This is a genomic window from Nocardia sichangensis (assembly GCF_047200615.1).
Classification (GTDB): domain Bacteria; phylum Actinomycetota; class Actinomycetes; order Mycobacteriales; family Mycobacteriaceae; genus Nocardia; species Nocardia sichangensis.
This window is the reverse complement of the sequence record NZ_JBJZOK010000011.1, coordinates 150564-168561: the sequence shown is the minus strand read 5'-3', so window position 1 is coordinate 168561 and position 17998 is coordinate 150564. Positions and strand designations below refer to the sequence as shown.

Sequence of the window (17998 nt, the reverse complement as noted above, 5' to 3'; positions counted from 1 at the left end):
CCGCGAGCGGGCTGTTGACCGGTGATGTCCGGCTGCGCCCATTATGGTCGTCGGGTGCGTACCAACCGGAAAGCCCTCGTCCTGTTCGCCGCACCGCTGCTCGTGGTCGCCGCCTGCTCGTCAGGGCCGGACCAGCCCGATACCGTGGCAGGGCAGTTCGCCGAGGCGTTGAACCGCGACGATATCGCCGCCGCGGCCGCGCTCACCGACAATCCGGCCGTAGCCGCCGACACCCTCGGCGCGCTGTACGACGGACTCGGTAAGGACGTGCGCTTCGACGTCCGCTCGGTCGACGACAACCGCTTCGCACTGGCCGCCACCTGGAAGCTGGGCGCGGACGGCAAGTCGGAGTGGACCTACACCACCAACGGCGCCGCGCACGACGACGGGAACGGATGGCGGGTGAAGTGGGATCCCGCCACGGTCGCCCCCGGGCTCGCGGCGGGGCCATTGAGCTACGGCAGGGTTTATCCGCAACCGGCCCGCATCCTCGATTCCGCAGGCGGCGAGCTGATGACCGAACAGGTCGTCACGCTGGTCGACGTCGGCCCCGGCGCCGACATCCCCGCGGTCGCGGATCTGCTCGGCCCGCTCGCGCCCGGCCTCACCGCCGGGTCGGTGCAAACGGAACTGGCGGCGGCGCAAGGAAAGCCGATCACCGCGATCACCTTGCGCGATTCCGATCTCGCCCCGATCCGAGACCGCCTGGCCGCGCTGCCCGGTGTCACCCTCGCGCCGCAGACCCGTCTGCTGACGACCGACAAGGCGTTGGCCGCCCCGACCCTGTCCGGACTGGCCGAGTTGTGGCAGCAGTCCGCCGACGCGCACGCCGGGTGGGCCGTGCGCGCCCAGACGCCGCAGGGCACCGAGCGGGTCGCGGGAACGGATCCCACGCCCACCGCCGACATCGCGACCACGCTCGATCTCGGCTTGCAGCGCGCGGCCGAGGCGGCGCTCGCCCCGATCGCACAGCCCGCGGCGATCGTCGCCCTGCGTCCGTCGACCGGCGAGGTCGTCGCGATCGCGCAGAACGCCCCCGCCGACGCGCAGGGCCCGATCGCGCTGACCGGGCTGTACCCGCCGGGTTCGACGTTCAAGACGGTCACCGTCTCCGCCGCGTTGCAGGCGGGGACGGTCACACCCGACACCGTGCTGCCCTGCCCCGGCACCGCGAACATCGAGGGTCGCCGCATCCCCAACGACAACAATTTCGATCTCGGCGCGGTTCCGCTGCACACCGCGTTCGCCCGCTCTTGCAATACCACGATGGGCGCCCTCGCCGTGCGATTGCCCGCCGACGCGCTGACGAAAGCGGCCACACAACTCGGCCTCGGCATCGATTACGTCACACCGGGCCTGACCACGGTCACGGGGAAGGTGCCCGCGGCCGAGACCTCCGCGTTACGTGTGGAGTCGGCGATCGGTCAAGGGCAGGTGACAGCGTCGCCGTTCGGCATGGCCCTGGTCGCCGCGTCCATCGCTCGCGGCTCGGTGCCCGCGCCCACCCTGGTCGCGGGCAAGCCGGGCACCCCGGACCGCACCTCGGACGCGCTGCCGCCGCAGGTCGACGACCAGCTGAAAGCCATGATGCGCGAGACCATCACCGGTGGCACCGCGACCCAATTGCGCGACATTCCCGGCCTGCTCGGCAAAACGGGCACCGCGGAGTACATCGATGACGCCCACGCCCACGGCTGGTTCGTCGGCATCGACGGCGACCTGGCCTTTTCCGTGTTCATCAGCGACGCGGGCAGTTCGGCTCCCGCGGTGGACGCGGCGGGCCGGATGCTGCGTGCCCGTGGTTAGTCCCTTTCGGGCGATTCGAGGCAGTGTGAAGGCCCGGCTGACGCGTGCGAGCATTCCTACGCCCGCTACACTCATCCCCGGACCGCGTGAGTAATCAATATGCGGGATGTCACGATTTCGAGAAGGTTCGGAGTAGGCGCCATCGATACCGGTCAGTTGATCGCGGAGCATTACCGCCTGGTCGAGCGGATTGGTAGCGGCGGCACGGGCGTGGTCTGGCGTGCCGTCGACGAACGCCTCCAGCGCTCCGTGGCCGTCAAGCAGATCCACATCCAGCCGAGCCTGCCCGAGGCCGAACGCGACGTGGTGCGCCAGCGCGCGATCCGGGAGGCCCGCAACGCCGCCCGCTTCCAGCATCCGAACGCGATCGTCGTGTTCGACATCACCGAGCACGAGGGCGACCCCTGCCTGGTGATGGAGTACTTGAAGTCCAAGAGCCTCGCCGCGGTGATCGCCGCGCAGGGCACCTTGCCGCTGACCCAGGTCGCGCGGATCGGCGAGCAGGTCGCCTCGGCGCTGATCGCGGCGCATCAGGCGGGCATCGTGCACCGTGACGTGAAACCGGGCAACATCCTGCTCGATGATCACGGCACGGTGAAGATCACCGACTTCGGCATCTCCCGCGCCACCGGCGACGTCACCCTCACCGAGACCGGGCTGATCTGCGGCACCGCCGCCTACCTCGCGCCCGAGGTCGCCCGTGGCTCCGATCCGAGTCCCGCCTCCGATGTGTTCGCGCTGGGCGCCACGCTGTTCCACGCGCTCGAGGGCGAACCGCCCTACGGTGCGGGCTCCAATCCGCTCGCCGTGCTCTACGCGGCCGCGAACGGTCAGCTGAGCGAACCGCGCAACGCGGGCCCCGCCACGGACTTCCTGCTCGACCTGCTCAGCCCCGAGCCGCGCGAGCGTCCGAGCATGCGGGCGGCGCGCGAGCACCTCGCCGCGTTCGCCGACGCGGGTCCGGCCCCGGTGGCCGCCGGATTCGTGCCCGCCAGCGAGGCGTTCGCCCGGCCGAGGGCGGGCCAGTCCGAATCGGCGACCCGCGAGCTGCGGCCTTCGGCGATGGCGTCGACGCCTTACACGCCGACCGAGCGCCAGCCGCGCTCCCGTCCGGTCCCCCCGCCGCCACCCGCCCACCCGGACACCGCGACGCACCCCCGCACCATGGCCCAGCCGCGGCCGCAGTCCGGCCAGGGCTCGGGCGGCAAACGCCGCGCGATCTTGATCGGCGCACTGATCGGCGCGGTCGCCGTCGTCGGGGCCATCGTGGTGAACATGATGAGTTCGTCGGGTTCGGGCACCAGCACGGCTCAGGGCAGCACGTCTTCCGTGGTCGCGTCGACGCGACCAGGCGCGAACACGACGTCGGCCGCCGCCTCGGTGGGGGAGACGAAGAGCGTCGGCAAGGCCGACTCGCGGCAGTCCATCGATCTAGTGGTGAACTTCTACAACAATCTGACGTACTCGAGCTTCTCCGCTGCTTGGAAACAGCTGACCCCCGCTGCCCAGCAGGTATACGGCAGCCAGCAAGCCTTCGAGGACTATTGGACGCAGAATCGGGTGTCGACGTTCAACACCGTCGACACCGGCGGCGGTTCGGGCGTCAACGCGGACGGTTCGGTGGACGTCAACGTGGCCAGCGTGTCCTACGGGAGCCGGAACAAGTCGGTGACGCTCCGGTTGATCAATCCCGGAAACGGGTCCGTGCTCATCGACAGCGACACCCGCTGACGCGTGAGCCTGGCCCATCCCCCGCGATAGATCGAGAGCGGTGCCGGACTCGGCGCGCCGCGGGAACACCTCCGCCGCCCGGACCTGCGCACATGGGTCCACTGCGGCCCCGCCGCCCGGACCACGCGGATAACGGCTGGCGTCGGCCCATTAGGCTGGTAACGGCAACTTTCCTGTTGCGGAATCAGCTGGAGACAAGGACCGACACCACATGACAACCCGCATCGAGCTCGCCCGCGTCGATCTGCGCGGTCGTACTCCCTCCGTCGCCGAGCTGCGCGCCGCGCTGCCGCGCGGGGGAGTCGACGTGGACTCGGTGCTGCATCAGGTGCGCCCGGTGGTCGAGGCGATCCGTGATCACGGTGTGTCGGCGGCGCTGGAGTTCAGCGAGCGCTTCGACGGGGTCATCCCGGCGACGGTGCGGGTGCCCGCGGCCGAGCTGGAAGCCGCGCTGGAGCGGCTGGATCCGGCGGTCCGCGCCGCGCTGGAGGAATCCATCGCCAGGGCGCGCAAGGTGCACGCCGACCAGCGGCGCGCCGACAAGACCACCGAGGTGGTGCCGGGCGGCACCGTCACCGAGCGCTGGGTGCCCGTCGAGCGGGTCGGCCTGTACGTGCCGGGCGGGAACGCCGTCTACCCGTCCAGCGTCGTGATGAACGTGGTGCCCGCGCAGACCGCGGGCGTCGGCTCGCTGGTGGTGGCCTCGCCGCCGCAGGCCCAGTTCGGCGGGCTGCCGCACCCCACCATCCTGGCCGCCGCGCAACTGCTCGGCGTCGACGAGGTGTGGGCGGTCGGCGGCGCCCAGGGCGTCGCGCTGCTGTCCTACGGCGGCGTCGACACCGACGGCGCGCAGCTGGAACCGGTCGATCTGATCACCGGGCCGGGCAACATCTACGTCACCGCGGCCAAGCGGCTGTGCCGCGGCCTGGTCGGCATCGACGCCGAGGCGGGGCCCACCGAGATCGCCATCCTCGCCGACGCGACCGCCGATCCGGTGCACGTCGCCGCCGACCTGATCAGCCAGGCCGAGCACGATGTCCTCGCCGCGAGCGTGCTGGTCACCGACAGCGAGCAGCTGGCCGACGCGGTGGACGCGGCGCTCACCACGCAACTGGCCGTGGTCAAGCACGCCCACCGGGTGACCGAGGCGCTGCGCGGCAAGCAGTCCGGCACCGTCCTGGTCGACGACATCGAGCAGGGCCTGCGCGTGGTGAACGCCTACGCCGCCGAGCACCTGGAGATCCAGACCGCCGACGCGCCCGCGGTCGCGGCCAGGGTGCGCAGCGCGGGCGCGGTGTTCGTCGGCGCGTACGCGCCGGTCAGCCTCGGTGACTACTGCGCGGGCTCCAACCACGTGCTGCCCACCGCGGGCTGCGCGCGGCACTCCTCCGGCCTGAGCGTGCAGACCTTCCTGCGCGGCATCCACGTCGTGGAGTACACCGAAGCGGCGCTGAAGGACGTGGCAGGCCACGTGGTGGCGCTGGCGAACGCCGAGGACCTGCCCGCACACGGCCAGGCCGTGCAGGCGCGTTTCGAGGCCCTGTCGTGACGCGCGCGGTGAGCGCGCCCGGCGCGGACCTGACCCTGGAAGATCTGCCGCTGCGGGAGAACCTGCGTGGCAAGAAACCCTACGGCGCACCGCAATTGACGGTCCCCGTGCAGTTGAACACGAACGAGAACCCGCATCCGCCGAGCCGGGCGCTGATCGACGATGTCGCCGAATCGATCCGGGCGGCCGCCGCGGACCTGCACCGCTATCCGGACCGCGACGCCGTCGCGCTGCGCACCGACCTGGCGCGGTATCTGACCGCGCAGACCGGTGTCGCGGTGCAGACCGGCAACGTCTGGGCGGCCAACGGCTCCAACGAGATCCTGCAGCAGCTGCTGCAGGCCTTCGGCGGACCGGGCCGCAGCGCACTGGGTTTCGTGCCCTCGTACTCGATGCACCCGATCATCTCCGAGGGCATCGACACCGAGTGGATCGAGGCCAAGCGCAACGCCGACTTCTCCCTCGACATCGAGCACGCGCTGGCCGCCATCGCCGAGCGCAGGCCGGATGTGGTGTTCGTGACCAGCCCGAACAATCCCACCGGGCACAGCATCCCGCAGGACGACCTCGCGCGCATCCTCGCGGCCGCCCCCGGCATCGTGGTGGTCGACGAGGCCTACGGCGAATTCTCCGCGCAGCCGAGCGCCATCGGGCTGATCGACCGTTTCCCCGCGAAGCTCGTGGTGACCAGGACGATGAGCAAGGCCTTCGCGTTCGCCGGTGGGCGTCTGGGCTATCTGGTCGCCGCACCCGCGGTGATCGACGCGATGCTGTTGGTGCGGCTGCCCTACCACCTGTCGGTGGTCACCCAGGCCGCCGCGCGCGCCGCCCTGCGGCACGCCGAGGAGACCCTCGGCAGCGTCGCCGAACTGGCCGCGCAGCGCGACCGGGTGGCGGCGGCGCTGCGAGAACTCGGCTACGACGTGATCCCCAGCGACGCCAACTTCTTGCTGTTCGGCCGCTTCACCGACGCGGCGCGCAGCTGGCAGCGCTACCTCGATCACGGCGTGCTGATCCGTGACGTCGGCCTGCCCGGCTACCTGCGCACAACGATCGGCCTAGCCGCCGAGAACGACGAACTGTTGCGGGTCAGCGGACTGCTGGCGGGCACCGACCTGGCACCGCGATGAACCAGCGCCGGACATCCCTAGGCGACAATTCGATTGGACGTGAGCATGAGTAGGACCGCCCGGGTGGAGCGGGTCACCAAGGAATCCAGCATCGTGGTCGAGCTGGATCTCGACGGCACCGGCAAGACCGAGATCGCCACCGGCGTCCCCTTCTACGACCACATGCTGACCGCGCTCGGCGCGCACGCGAGCTTCGACCTGACCGTGCGCGCGGAGGGCGACATCGAGATCGAGGCGCATCACACGGTCGAGGACACCGCGATCGTGTTCGGTCAGGCACTGGGCAAGGCGCTGGGCGACAAGGCGGGCATCCGCCGGTTCGGCGACGCCTACATCCCGATGGACGAGACGCTGGCGCACGCCGCGGTCGACGTGTCCGGCCGCCCCTACTGCGTGCACACCGGGGAGCCGGATCACCTGCTGCACACGGTGATTCCCGGTTCCGGGCCCGGCGCGCCGTACTCAACGGTGCTCAACCGCCACGTCTTCGAGTCGATCGCGCTGAACGCGCGCATCGCGCTGCACGTGCGGGTGCTCTACGGCCGCGACCAGCACCACGTCACCGAGGCCGAGTTCAAGGCGGTGGCGCGTGCGCTGCGCACCGCGGCGGAACTCGATCCCCGGGTGAGCGGGATTCCGTCGACGAAGGGAACCCTGTGAGCGGCAAGTCCGTGGCCCTGCTCGACTACGGCTCCGGAAACCTGCACTCCGCCGAACGGGCGCTGGCGAGGGCGGGCGCGCGGGTGGAGGTGACCGCCGACCCCGAAGCGGTGCTGGCGGCCGACGGCCTGGTCGTGCCCGGCGTCGGAGCGTTCGCCGCGTGCATGGCGGGACTGCGCGGGGTGCGGGGCGAGCGCCTGATCGGTCAGCGGCTGGCCGGCGGGCGGCCGGTGCTCGGCATCTGCGTCGGCATGCAGATCCTGTTCGAGCGCGGCGTCGAGTTCGGCGAGGAGACCGACGGGTGCGCCGAATGGCCCGGCACGGTCGAACGGCTGTCCGCGCCGGTGCTGCCGCACATGGGGTGGAACACCGTCTCCGCCCCGTCCGACAGCGTGCTGTTCGCGGGCCTCGACGCCGACACCCGGTTCTACTTCGTGCACTCCTACGCCGCCCAGACGTGGGATCTGCCGCCCAGCGAGCACTTCGCCGCACCCAAGCTGACCTGGGCCGAGCACGGAGTGCCGTTCCTGGCGGCGGTGGAGAACGGTGCGCTGTCGGCGACCCAGTTCCACCCGGAGAAGTCCGGTGACGCGGGTGCACACCTGCTGCGCAACTGGGTGAACGCGCTGTAGGCCGGTCCCGCGCACGGAGCGCGCGAGACCAGCCGTCCGGTCAGTGCTTCCTGACCTTGCTGACCAGCCAGCGCCCGTCGACCCGGTCCACCGTCACGGTCATCGACATGCGGCTGGTCTGCGGGAGACCGTCGGTCTCGTCGCTGGTCACCGTCCGTACCACGTCGACGTCCACCTCGGCCCGGTTGTCGTCACCCGAGACGATGCGGCAATCGGCCGAGTTGGCCTCGGCGCGGATGTGCGCGGCCTCCGCGCTCGACTGGATGTTGGCGCGGAAGTTCTCGAACTCGGTCCGGAATTCCCCGGTGCTGAGGTCGAGCATCCGCCGCGCGTGGTCGCCGAACCGCGCGTAGTCGTAGGTCGCCGCGGCGGAACCGAATTCGCATCCCGCCAGCCGCGCCTCCTCGGGCGGGGCGGCGGTGGCGGCGGGAGCGGCGACGAAGGCCGCGGAGCAGGCAGCTGCCGAAAGAGACAGGGCGGCAGCGATTTTGGATCGTGACATGCACTTCCTCGGTGCGAAATGGAAGCGGCGACCGGGGGTGATCGCCGAGCGGAGACGATACCGCCCGCGCCACCGGGGATCGCGGCGATGTCGCGGCGGATCACGACATCCCGGCTCCCCTGAAACCATCGAGCGATTCGCGAGCACCGTCCCCGGCGGGGACCTCACCTCGGCGCAGCGCCGAGGCTGCGCCCTGATCGCGGGCACGGTGTCGTCCGCGCCACCGGACCGGGCGGCAGTAACTCGGCGCTATTCGTGACCGCGGGGCTGGATCCCGTTCGACCGCCGGAGCACGCGCACGCTCACCGAGATCGAACGGACGGCGAAGGGAGGTCCAGGTCGACCGGGGTGCGCGGATCGCGGCGGCCGTGGTGACGGCCGTGCTCGCCGCTGCGGCCCGGAACCGCTCTCGCGTGTTCGACGCGCCCCTGATCACGGGCGCGTGCCGGTGGACCAGATCGGGGTCGTCTGCACCCGGGACAGACGCCACCCTTCGCCGGTGCGGATCGCGTCGAAGCGGTAGACCTCGCCGAGGGTGTAGACCGGCTGCGGAGGTGTGCTGTCGGAGGCGGCGAGCGCGAAGGTGGCGATCAGATTGGCCCGCACCTCCGCCGTGTCGCCGCGCAGGTCGATCAGCACATTGCCGATGACGTGCTGGATGCGCAGATGTTCGCCATGGTTGCGGCTCGCCTGGGCGATCAGCGCGTCGCGGCCCTCGGCCGTGCCGCCGGGTGTCTTCGCGGTCGCGTCGGGGGTGTAGATCGTCCGCAGGTCGTCGAATCGTCCCTCGTCCAGGGCGCGACCGAGCCGGTCGACCAACGCGGTGATCTGCCCGCGGTCCAGCAGTTCGCGCACCTCCGCCGTCGGCGTCGCGGTGGCCGAGGCGCAGGCGGCGGTGAGTGCGGCAAGCGGGAGGGTCAGCAGGGGGAGGGCGAGCCGGACTTTGCGCATCGAACGCACCTTTCAGGATAACGTTGGTGATTCCAACATTGGCTACGCCAACTTAACAGATTGTGGGCGCAGCCAACAAATTTTGGAGAGGTGGCCGCGTGGGCGTCGCGCAGGTGAAGGTCCGCGGGGTACCCGCCAGGCTGGGTCGCACACCGGCGGCCACCCGCTCGCGTCGATCGGCCTGAATCCGTGATCGAGCTCCCATCCGCCCAGGCCCTGCACTCGGACGCGGCCGGGTAACCACTAGGCTGCTCTCGTGAGTCTTGTGCTGCTACCCGCCGTCGATGTCGCCAACGGAGAGGCCGTGCGCCTCGTGCAAGGAGAAGCCGGAAGCGAAACCAGCTACGGCTCGCCTCGTGAGGCGGCGCTGGCCTGGCAGGAAGCCGGCGCGGAATGGGTGCACCTGGTCGACCTGGACGCGGCCTTCGGGCGCGGCTCGAACCGGGAACTGCTCGCCGGCGTCGTCGGCGAACTCGACGTCAAGGTGGAACTGTCCGGAGGCATCCGCGACGACGAGAGCCTGGAAGCGGCCCTGAGCACCGGTTGTGCCCGGGTCAACCTCGGTACCGCCGCGTTGGAGGACCCGGTCTGGTGCGCGAAGGCCATCGCCCGCCACGGCGAGCGCATCGCCGTCGGCCTCGACGTGCGCATCGTCGACGGCGAACACCGGTTGCGGGGACGCGGCTGGGTGAGCGACGGCGGCGACCTGTGGGAGGTGCTCGAGCGCTTGGAGCGCGACGGCTGCTCGCGCTATGTGGTGACCGACGTGACCAAGGACGGCACGCTCACCGGCCCGAACCTGGACCTGCTGCGCGAGGTCTGCGCGGCCACCGACGCCCCGGTGATCGCCTCCGGCGGCGTCTCCACCATCGCGGACCTGGTCGCGATCGCCGAACTGGTGCCGGAAGGCGTCGAGGGGTCGATCGTCGGCAAGGCGCTCTACGCGGGCCGGTTCACCCTGCCCGAGGCGCTGGCCGCGGTGAGATGACCCAGGAGCTGTCGGCACTGCTCGCGGAGGCGAGCGAGATCCTGGACTCGGTGCGCCCGCGGTTCATCGAGGGCATCGGCGCGCCGAGCGCGGTCGCCAAGGGCCGCAACGACTTCGCCACCGAGCTGGACTTGGAACTGGAACGCACCGTCTCCGCCGAACTGCGCAGACGCACCGGCATCGAGGTGCATGGTGAGGAGTTCGGCGGACCGCAACTCACCTCGGGCACCGCATGGGTGCTCGACCCGATCGACGGCACCTTCAACTACTCGTCCGGGCATCCGCTCTCCGGCATGTTGCTCGCGCTGGTTCGCGACGGCGAGCCGGTGCTCGGGCTGACCTGGCTGCCGCTGCTCGACCGCCGCTACGCCGCCATGACCGGAGGCCCAGTGCTGCTGGACGGGCGACCGCTGCCGCCGCTGCCGCGCGGCAAGCTGGCCGAGGCGATGATCGGTTTCGGCGCGTTCAACGTCGACTCGCACGGCCGCATCCCCGGCCAGTTCCGCTTCGACCTGCTCGGCCCGCTGAGCAGGCTGTCCTCCCGGGTGCGCATGCACGGCTCGACCGGCATCGATCTGGCGTTCACCGCCTCGGGCGTGCTCGGCGGCGCGATCGTGTTCGGGCACCATCCCTGGGACAACGCGGCGGGCGTCGCGCTGGTGCGCGCGGCGGGCGGAGTGGTCACCGACCTGGTGGGCCAGCCGTGGACCATCGCCTCCGGCTCCGTGCTCGCGGCCGCGCCCGGCGTGCACGAGGAACTGCTCGACATGATCTGCACGGTCGCCGATCCGGCGGCCGCGGAGAAAGGGTGAGGCAATGACGTTGGCCGTACGGGTGATCCCGTGTCTGGACGTCGACGCGGGACGCGTGGTGAAGGGCGTCAACTTCGAGAACCTGCGGGACGCGGGTGATCCCGTCGAACTGGCCGCGCTCTACGACGCGCAGGGCGCCGACGAGCTGACCTTCCTCGACGTGACCGCCTCCACCGGCGACCGCGGCACCATGATCGACGTGGTGACCCGCACCGCCGAGCAGATCTTCATCCCGCTCACCGTGGGCGGCGGGGTGCGCACGGTCGAGGACGTGGACCGCCTGCTGCGCGCGGGCGCGGACAAGGTCTCGGTGAACACCGCCGCGATCGCGCGGCCGGAGGTGCTGCGCGAGATGTCCGAGCGATTCGGCTCCCAGTGCATCGTGCTTTCGGTGGACGCGCGCACCGTGCCGCAGGGGCAACCCGACACCCCCTCCGGGTGGGAGGTGACCACCCACGGCGGCAAACGCGGCACCGGCATCGACGCCGTCGAATGGGCCGTACGCGGCGCCGAACTCGGTGTCGGCGAGATCCTGCTCAATTCCATGGACGCCGATGGCACCAAGGCCGGTTTCGACCTGTCGATGATCCGTGCCGTGCGGGCGGCGGTCACCGTCCCGGTGATCGCCAGCGGCGGCGCCGGCGCGGTCGAGCACTTCGCCCCTGCGGTGCACGCGGGCGCCGACGCGGTGCTCGCGGCCAGCGTGTTCCACTTCGGCGATCTGACCATCGGCCAGGTCAAGGATTCGATGCGGGCGGAGAAGATCGTCGTCCGGTAGCGACTGGCGGAAATTCGCCGACCAGCAAGGCGGGTCGAAGCGGCGCGGTTGCATCGGGCATGACCATCGGAATCGCGCTGTCGCCGTTCGCCCTCGACGCCCCCGGCAACGCCGTGGACACGGCGGTGTCGCTGGGTGAGTCGGCGCTCGCCGCCGGAGTGTCGTCCGTGTGGTTCGGCCAGACGCTCAGCTACGACGCCATCGCGCTGGCCGGGATCGTCGGCCGCGCCGTGCCGGGACTCACGGTCGGCACGTCCGCGGTGCCGATCACGGCGCGTCATCCGCTGCTGATCTCCAGCCAGGCGCAGACCGCGCAGGCGGCCACCGGCGGCCGGTTCACCCTCGGGCTCGGCCTGGGCGCGAAATTCCTCGCCGACCCGGTCTTCGGCGGATTCGGCGGATCCTTCGACCGGCCGATCACCCGGCTGCGCGAGTTCCTCACCGCGCTGCGCACCGTGTTGCACACCGGCACGGTGGATTTCCACGGCGAGACGCTCACCGCCGCCACGCCGCTGCCCGCCGCGGTGGCCGGCGCACACCCGCCGGCGCCGATCCTGGTGGCCGCCATGGGCCCGCAGGCCCTGCGCGTCACGGGTGAGCTGGCCGACGGCACCCTGCCCTTCCTGGTCGGCCCGAAGGCGCTGGCCGAGCACATCGTCGCACCGCTCACCGCCGCGGCCGAGCGGGCCGGGCGGCCCGCACCCCGGATCACCGTCCTGGTGCCCGGCGTGATCACCGCCGACCTCGATGCCGCCCGTGCGGCCGCCGCGGCCCAGACGACGTTCTACGACGACATCCCCTCCTATGCGCGGGTGATCGAGCTGTCCGGTGCCTCGCGGGCGGCGGAACTCGTGGTGATCGGCGACGAGGACCTGATCGCGGCCCGCGTCGCGGAGTACTTCGCGGCGGGCGCGACGGAGGTCGTGTTCTCGCAGACCGATCTGACCACCCCGGAGGACCAGCGGCGCACCTGGGCGGTGCTCGGCGAACTCCAGCGCTCCCAGGTGGGCTGATCGTGCACTCCGGGCGCGCTCTGTCGCGGGCGCCCCTGTTATAACGGTGCTATGAGTCTCGACCCCGCCATCGCCGCCCGTCTCAAGCGCAATGACGCCGGATTGGTCTCGGCCGTCGCGCAGGAACGCGCCACCGGTGACGTGCTGATGGTCGCGTGGATGGACGACGAGGCGCTGGCGCGCACGCTGGAAACCCGTAAGGCCACGTACTATTCGCGTTCCCGTCGGCAGTACTGGGTCAAGGGGGAGACTTCCGGCCACACCCAGTACGTGCACGAAGTACGACTCGACTGCGACGGCGACACGATCCTGCTGATCGTCGACCAAGAAGGCGCGGCCTGCCACACCGGCACGCACACCTGCTTCGACTCGGACGTGCTCCTGGCCGCGCGATCCTGAATCGGCGCTGTCGGACGTCGTTCGTCCTCAGCCCGCGCATGGTCGCAGTGAAGGCGGAGGTACGTTCAGGAGCCGTTCGGTTGCTGGTCGTCCCGGCTCGCGGGCGTGAGTTCGCCGAGCCGGTCGAGTGCGTCGGTCAGCCGCTCGGCCAGCAGTTCGCCGAGTTCGGCGACCTGTGCCTTCTGCGCCTCGTCCAAGCCGTCGAAGACCAAGTGCCGCACGGCTTCCAGATATCCGGGTGCGGCCTCGACGACCTTCAGGTACCCGTCGTCGGTGAGTACCGCGTGCACGCCGCGCCGCCCCGCCGTCGCCGAACGCTGTGCCCAGCCCATGCGCTCCAATTTGGACACCACATGCGACAATCGCGATAGCGATGCATTTGCCTTGTGGGCAAGCTCACTCATCTGCAGGCGATGGCCCGGTTCCTCCGACAACAGCGTCAGTACCCAGTACTCGAAATGCGTCACGCCGGACTCGCGCTGCAGCTGGGTGTCCAGGGCTCCTGGCAGCCGCGTCATCAGCGCCACGATCGCACGCCACGCGCGTTGTTCGACCGGGTCGAGCCACTTCGTCACTGTGTGCCTTCTTTCAAGCCAAGTGACGTGGTTTTGTTCGTTGTCCTAGTGATTGTCGAAAATCTTGTGCACAGTCACCCGCGACATTGAGTTTGCCACGACTTCGCTCGACCGTCATAAAGATGCCGCATGACGTGAGTTCACTCACACGTGGCGCGGCGGCGTGTCCTCGGCCTTCGGTTTCGCCGGGTGGGTGCGCCGCCACCTGCGCAGCAGCAACAGCGCCACGGCGACGAGGAACAACAGCGTCGCGATGACGGCGCCCGTGAGCGCGGCGCCACGGAAGGCGGGCGCGTCGACATCCAAGATCCGCTGACCCGCGTGGGCGGCACTGCTGCTGCCCAGCACGATGGTCAGCGTCATCAGGTTGGGGATGGCGCACAGGATCGCGACCACCGCGGCCGCTCCGGCCAGGAACCTGCCTGCCTTACGCCGCCACACCAGCACGGCGAACAGCAGCAGGAAAAGCGTGACGACGGTGCAGAATCCGCCGTAGAACAGCCCCCAGCCGATGCCCTTGGCGAAGCTTCCGTGCACCATCGACCCGACCCGCTGCGCCCACCAGCGCGGGACGAACGCGGACAGGACGAAGTACGAGACGACCAGCACCGCGAGAATCGCCGCGCCGACGATAATCCGCGTGCGCCAGACGGCTGCCGCGGGTTTGCGCTCGCCCGGCTGCACGTCGGTCGAAGTCATGCGTCCAGCCTAGGCCGCGCCGTCATCGGGAAGCGGTCACGGCGCGCGCTCTGTGCGTACCTCCGCCTTCGCTGCGGCCGTGCGCTCTTTACGTACCTCCGCGTTCGCTGCGGCCGTGCGCTCTTTACGTACCTCCGCGTTCGCTGCGGCCGTGCGCTCTTTACGTACCTCCGCGTTCGCTGCGGCCGTGCGCTTTGTGCGTACCTCCGCGTTCGCTGCGGCCGTGCGCTCTTTACGTACCTCCGGCCTTCGCTGTCTGTGGCCATGCGAAGGGCTTGCCCGACAGCGCTCGTCTACCGGTTGCGCAGGTAGTTCAGCGCTTCGTCGGCGTGGACGGCGGCGCGCAGCTCGCCGGTGATGATCTTGCGGATGGTGCGGTCGGTGTCGATGACGAACGTTTGCCGCTTCACCGGTGCGAGTTTGCCCAGCAGCCCGCGCTTGACACCGAACTTCGCGGCGACGGCGCCGTCGGCGTCGGAGAGCAACGGGTAGCCGAGGCGCTGTTTCTCGGCGAACCCGGCCTGGGTGTCCACGTTGTCGGTGCTGATGCCGACACAGGTGGCGCCGAGTGCGGCGAATTCGGCGGAGAGGTCACGGAAGTGACAGGCCTCGGCCGTGCAGACGGGCGTGTTCGCCGCGGGATAGAAGAAGAGGACCAGAGGGCCGTCCGCCAGCAGCGCGTCGAGCGAGCGGCGAGTGCCGGATTGATCGGGAAGCTCGAAATCAGGGGCGAGCTGTCCTTGCTGCATACCCGGGAACACTACCGCGCGGTCGGTCGAATCGGGTATTTCGTGCGCGCCGGACCTGGTGCTCGTGCCCGCCGTGCGCTGTCCGCGATCCGATCGCGGCGCCGGTCATCGGGCACGAGCCGAGGGGCAGGGCGGCTACGCGCCGATGAGCGCCGCCACCTCAGGGTTCTTGATCGCCATCACATCGAGGATGCCGTGGGCCCGCAGGAACGGCCTCAGCTCTTTGATGCGGTCGCTGTGGACGGCGTATTCGTCGGGGAAGCGGTTCTTGTCGAGGGACTCCAGTGCTTTGACGTAGGTGACGAAGGACGCGAGCGCGTTGGCCGGGGCGCTTTGCTGGTAGGCCGGATGACTCGTGCCCCCGGTGCGCGGGGCGTGCGGGCGCGGGACGCTGTGGTTCGGGATGTGCCGAGAACCCTCGGGCGCTACCGATTGCGAGGGGTACATCAGTTGTCTCCTCTCGAGATGGATACCGCATGCGACGTGGAACGCCGCGAGTGTAGTGAGCCTCGCCACACCTTCGGCGACCGCGTGGGAACCGGACGGTCGACCTGATTTGTCGGGTTTGTCGCGCCGGGTCGCCGCGTCGGCGGCACCGCTCAATCGCCGGTCGGTCCGGCCTGGGATGATGAGTACATGGCAGGCGCGTCCACTCCCACCACCACGACCCGCGAGCAGTTCCATCAGCTGGCCGCGGAGCACCGGGTGGTCCCGGTCACCCGAAAGGTACTGGCGGACTCGGAGACTCCGCTGTCGGCCTACCGCAAACTCGCGGCCGACCGGGCGGGCACCTTCCTGTTCGAGTCCGCGGAGAACGGCCGGTCGTGGTCGCGCTGGTCGTTCATCGGCGCGGGCAGCCCCTCGGCGCTGACCGTCGTGGACGGCGAGGCGGCCTGGCTGGGCAATGTCCCGGCCGACGCGCCCTCCGGCGGCGATCCGCTGGTCGCGTTGCGCGAGACGCTGGAGCTGCTGCGCACCGAGCGGCTGCCCGGGCTGCCGCCGCTGACCGGCGGCATGGTCGGCTACCTCGGCTACGACGCGGTGCGCCGGATCGAGCGGCTGCCCGCCCTGGCGCTGGACGATCTGCGACTGCCGGAGATGGTGCTGCTGCTCGCCACCGACCTGGCCGCGTTCGACCACCACGAGGGCGCGATCACGCTGATCGCCAACGCGGTGAACTGGAACGGCACCGCCGAGCGCGTCGACGAGGCCTACGACGACGCGGTGGCCCGCCTGGACCGGATGACCGCCGCGCTCGGCGCGCCCGCCGACTCCACCGTGTCGGTGTTCGACCGGCCCGAGCCGCGATACCGGCGCAAGCGCACCACCGAGGAGTTCGGCGCGGGCGTGCGCCGCCTGGTCAAGGAGATCGAGGCGGGCGAAGCGTTCCAGGTGGTGCTGTCCCAGCGTTTCGAGATGGATTACGACGGTGCGCCGATCGATCTGTACCGGATGCTGCGCGCGTCGAATCCGAGCCCCTACATGTACCTGCTGCACATCCCGGACGGCGCTGGCGGCACCGCGTTCTCCATCGTCGGCTCCAGTCCGGAATCACTGGTGACCGTGAAAGACGGTGTGGCGACGACACATCCGATCGCGGGCACCCGCTGGCGCGGCGGCACCGAGGAGGAGGACCTGCTGCTGGAGAAGGGCCTGCTCGCCGACGAGAAGGAGAACGCCGAGCACCTCATGCTCGTCGACCTCGGCCGCAACGACCTGGGCCGGGTGTGCGAGCCGGGCACCGTGCGGGTCACCGAGTACCGGCACATCGAGCGCTACAGCCATGTCATGCACCTCGTGTCGACGGTGTCGGGCCGGTTGGCGCCCGGACGGATCGCGCTGGACGCGGTGCGGGCGTGCTTCCCGGCGGGCACCCTGTCCGGCGCTCCCAAGGTGCGCGCGATGGAACTGATCGAGGAACTCGAGCCGACCCGGCGCGGCGTCTACGGCGGCGTCGTCGGATACCTGGACTTCGCCGGTGACGCCGACACCGCCATCGCCATCCGCACCGCGCTGCTGAAGGACGGCACGGCCTACGTGCAGGCGGGCGCGGGCATCGTCGCGGACTCTGACCCGGAGTACGAGGACGTGGAGTCCCGCAACAAGGCGATGGCGGTGCTCAAGGCGATCGCGGCGGCCGGAACGGTGCGGGCCTACGGCACGGAACCCGGCGCGGCGGACGGCGGCACGCGATGACGGCTGCCCATCCCGGAGACGAACCGGACCGAGCGCGAGAACCGACCCCGGACACCGCGGGGCCACAAGCCGTTCCAGCGGCCGACGGCTCGGCCGGATCGGCGAGCGCGGAAGGCCATTCGCGCCGCAACTACCCCGTCGCTCCAGTGGCGTTGCTCGCCCTCGCCGCCGCCGCGCTGTGGGCGTCGTCCCGGATGACCTGGGTGACGGTCACCTCGTCGGACGGTCTGACCCAGCCCCGCACCGATCATCTGAACGGCGGCGTGTGGTTCGGCGCGCTGACACCGCTGGCGCTGGTCCTGCTCGCCTCGATCGCGGCCGTGCTGGCCACCAAGGGCTGGTTGCGTCGCGTGGTCGGCGTGCTGATCGCGTTGGTCGCCGCGGTGGCCGCGGTACCCGCGTTCGCGTTGCTGACCGATTCCGGCAAGACCGCCGAGCGGGCCGCGAAGCTCGCGGAGCTCCCGGCGCGCGCGCAGGTCGAGACGGCGACCACCTCGGCGTTCCCCGCCGTGCTCGCGCTGCTCGGCGCGATCGCCGCGTTCGGCGCCGGCGCCCTGCTGGCCCGCATGCCCGCCGAGACGGCGCGGCTGTCCGGCAAGTACGACAACCCTGTCTTCCGGCGCGCCGCCGCCACGGCCGAGGTCACGCAGCGGCGCGCGCAGTCTCCGGACGACCGGTCGGCACCTCAGCTGTCCGAGCGCGTGCTGTGGGACGCGCTGGACGCGGGCACCGACCCGACCGACGAACCGCAGGCCGGGCAGGCGTCCCCAGAAGATTCCGACCCGGGCGAGGCGGGCCGACGTGGCCGCTGAGCTGTCTCCGCGCGGC

Annotated in this window: 19 protein-coding genes; 13 read left to right on the top strand and 6 right to left on the bottom strand. The window is 70.6% G+C overall.

The features are described from left to right. Positions 1-24: 24 nt before the first annotated feature. The 6 genes from ACL03I_RS17845 (at position 25) to hisH (ending at position 7508) form a co-directional block, all read left to right on the top strand. A complete protein-coding gene (locus ACL03I_RS17845) occupies positions 25-1806 on the top strand; it encodes a penicillin-binding transpeptidase domain-containing protein (RefSeq protein ID WP_412806502.1) in 1782 nt (593 codons plus the stop codon). Between the two features lie 99 nt (positions 1807-1905). Continuing rightward, positions 1906-3537, top strand: a complete 1632-nt coding sequence (locus ACL03I_RS17840; protein WP_412806501.1) for a serine/threonine-protein kinase — start codon at positions 1906-1908, stop codon at positions 3535-3537. Between the two features lie 211 nt (positions 3538-3748). After that, positions 3749-5086 carry a histidinol dehydrogenase gene (gene hisD / locus ACL03I_RS17835; RefSeq protein ID WP_355078274.1) on the top strand — a complete coding sequence of 446 codons (1338 nt, stop codon included), beginning with the start codon at positions 3749-3751 and terminating at the stop codon, positions 5084-5086. Beyond that, positions 5083-6216 carry a histidinol-phosphate transaminase gene (locus ACL03I_RS17830; protein WP_355078273.1) on the top strand — a complete coding sequence of 378 codons (1134 nt, stop codon included), beginning with the start codon at positions 5083-5085 and terminating at the stop codon, positions 6214-6216. Before hisD ends, ACL03I_RS17830 begins: the two co-directional genes overlap by 4 nt. Positions 6217-6261: 45 nt before the next feature. Then, positions 6262-6876 carry an imidazoleglycerol-phosphate dehydratase HisB gene (hisB, locus tag ACL03I_RS17825; RefSeq protein ID WP_412806500.1) on the top strand — a complete coding sequence of 205 codons (615 nt, stop codon included), beginning with the start codon at positions 6262-6264 and terminating at the stop codon, positions 6874-6876. Beyond that, the gene (gene hisH / locus ACL03I_RS17820; protein ID WP_355078272.1) at positions 6873-7508 is read left to right on the top strand and encodes an imidazole glycerol phosphate synthase subunit HisH; all 636 of its coding nucleotides are present in this window, start codon (positions 6873-6875) and stop codon (positions 7506-7508) included. Before hisB ends, hisH begins: the two co-directional genes overlap by 4 nt. Before the next feature lie 40 nt (positions 7509-7548). On the opposite strand, the gene ACL03I_RS17815 is transcribed toward hisH, so the two are convergent. After that, positions 7549-8010, bottom strand: coding sequence for a hypothetical protein (locus ACL03I_RS17815; RefSeq protein WP_355078271.1), 462 nt, complete (start codon positions 8008-8010; stop codon positions 7549-7551). Between the two features lie 432 nt (positions 8011-8442). Further along, positions 8443-8961 carry a nuclear transport factor 2 family protein gene (locus ACL03I_RS17810; RefSeq protein WP_412806499.1) on the bottom strand — a complete coding sequence of 173 codons (519 nt, stop codon included), beginning with the start codon at positions 8959-8961 and terminating at the stop codon, positions 8443-8445. A gap of 256 nt (positions 8962-9217) precedes the next feature. Here ACL03I_RS17810 and priA point away from each other — a divergent pair, with 256 nt between their 5' ends. Genes priA through hisI form a run of 5 tightly spaced genes read left to right on the top strand, consistent with a single transcriptional unit; the run spans position 9218 to position 12951 of the window. Continuing rightward, on the top strand, positions 9218-9949 hold the full coding sequence (priA, locus tag ACL03I_RS17805) for a bifunctional 1-(5-phosphoribosyl)-5-((5-phosphoribosylamino)methylideneamino)imidazole-4-carboxamide isomerase/phosphoribosylanthranilate isomerase PriA (RefSeq protein ID WP_355078269.1): 732 nt from the start codon (positions 9218-9220) through the stop codon (positions 9947-9949). Continuing rightward, positions 9946-10761 carry an inositol monophosphatase family protein gene (locus ACL03I_RS17800; RefSeq protein ID WP_412806498.1) on the top strand — a complete coding sequence of 272 codons (816 nt, stop codon included), beginning with the start codon at positions 9946-9948 and terminating at the stop codon, positions 10759-10761. The genes priA and ACL03I_RS17800 overlap by 4 nt, the downstream gene beginning before the upstream one ends. A gap of 4 nt (positions 10762-10765) precedes the next feature. Continuing rightward, complete coding sequence (hisF, locus tag ACL03I_RS17795) at positions 10766-11539, top strand: imidazole glycerol phosphate synthase subunit HisF (RefSeq protein ID WP_355078267.1); 774 nt, start codon at positions 10766-10768, stop codon at positions 11537-11539. 59 nt (positions 11540-11598) lie between these two features. Beyond that, positions 11599-12552, top strand: coding sequence for a TIGR03564 family F420-dependent LLM class oxidoreductase (locus ACL03I_RS17790; protein WP_412806497.1), 954 nt, complete (start codon positions 11599-11601; stop codon positions 12550-12552). 51 nt (positions 12553-12603) lie between these two features. Beyond that, positions 12604-12951, top strand: a complete 348-nt coding sequence (gene hisI / locus ACL03I_RS17785) for a phosphoribosyl-AMP cyclohydrolase (RefSeq protein ID WP_195082714.1) — start codon at positions 12604-12606, stop codon at positions 12949-12951. A 65-nt stretch (positions 12952-13016) separates the two neighbouring features. Here the strand turns inward: hisI and ACL03I_RS17780 are convergent, their stop codons facing one another. The 4 genes from ACL03I_RS17780 to ACL03I_RS17765 form a co-directional block, all read right to left on the bottom strand. Next, entirely contained in the window at positions 13017-13469 is a 453-nt protein-coding gene (locus ACL03I_RS17780; RefSeq protein ID WP_355078348.1) for a MarR family winged helix-turn-helix transcriptional regulator, read from the bottom strand. 201 nt (positions 13470-13670) lie between these two features. Further along, entirely contained in the window at positions 13671-14225 is a 555-nt protein-coding gene (locus ACL03I_RS17775; protein WP_355078264.1) for a permease, read from the bottom strand. 293 nt (positions 14226-14518) lie between these two features. Continuing rightward, entirely contained in the window at positions 14519-14974 is a 456-nt protein-coding gene (locus ACL03I_RS17770) for a peroxiredoxin (protein ID WP_412806496.1), read from the bottom strand. 135 nt (positions 14975-15109) lie between these two features. Beyond that, entirely contained in the window at positions 15110-15421 is a 312-nt protein-coding gene (locus ACL03I_RS17765) for a hypothetical protein (protein WP_355078262.1), read from the bottom strand. A gap of 189 nt (positions 15422-15610) precedes the next feature. Between ACL03I_RS17765 and ACL03I_RS17760 the strand changes: the two genes are divergently transcribed. Beyond that, positions 15611-17170, top strand: coding sequence for an anthranilate synthase component I (locus tag ACL03I_RS17760; RefSeq protein WP_355078261.1), 1560 nt, complete (start codon positions 15611-15613; stop codon positions 17168-17170). Then, the gene (locus ACL03I_RS17755; RefSeq protein ID WP_355078260.1) at positions 17167-17982 is read left to right on the top strand and encodes a TIGR02234 family membrane protein; all 816 of its coding nucleotides are present in this window, start codon (positions 17167-17169) and stop codon (positions 17980-17982) included. The genes ACL03I_RS17760 and ACL03I_RS17755 overlap by 4 nt, the downstream gene beginning before the upstream one ends. The last annotated feature ends 16 nt before the right edge of the window (positions 17983-17998 follow it).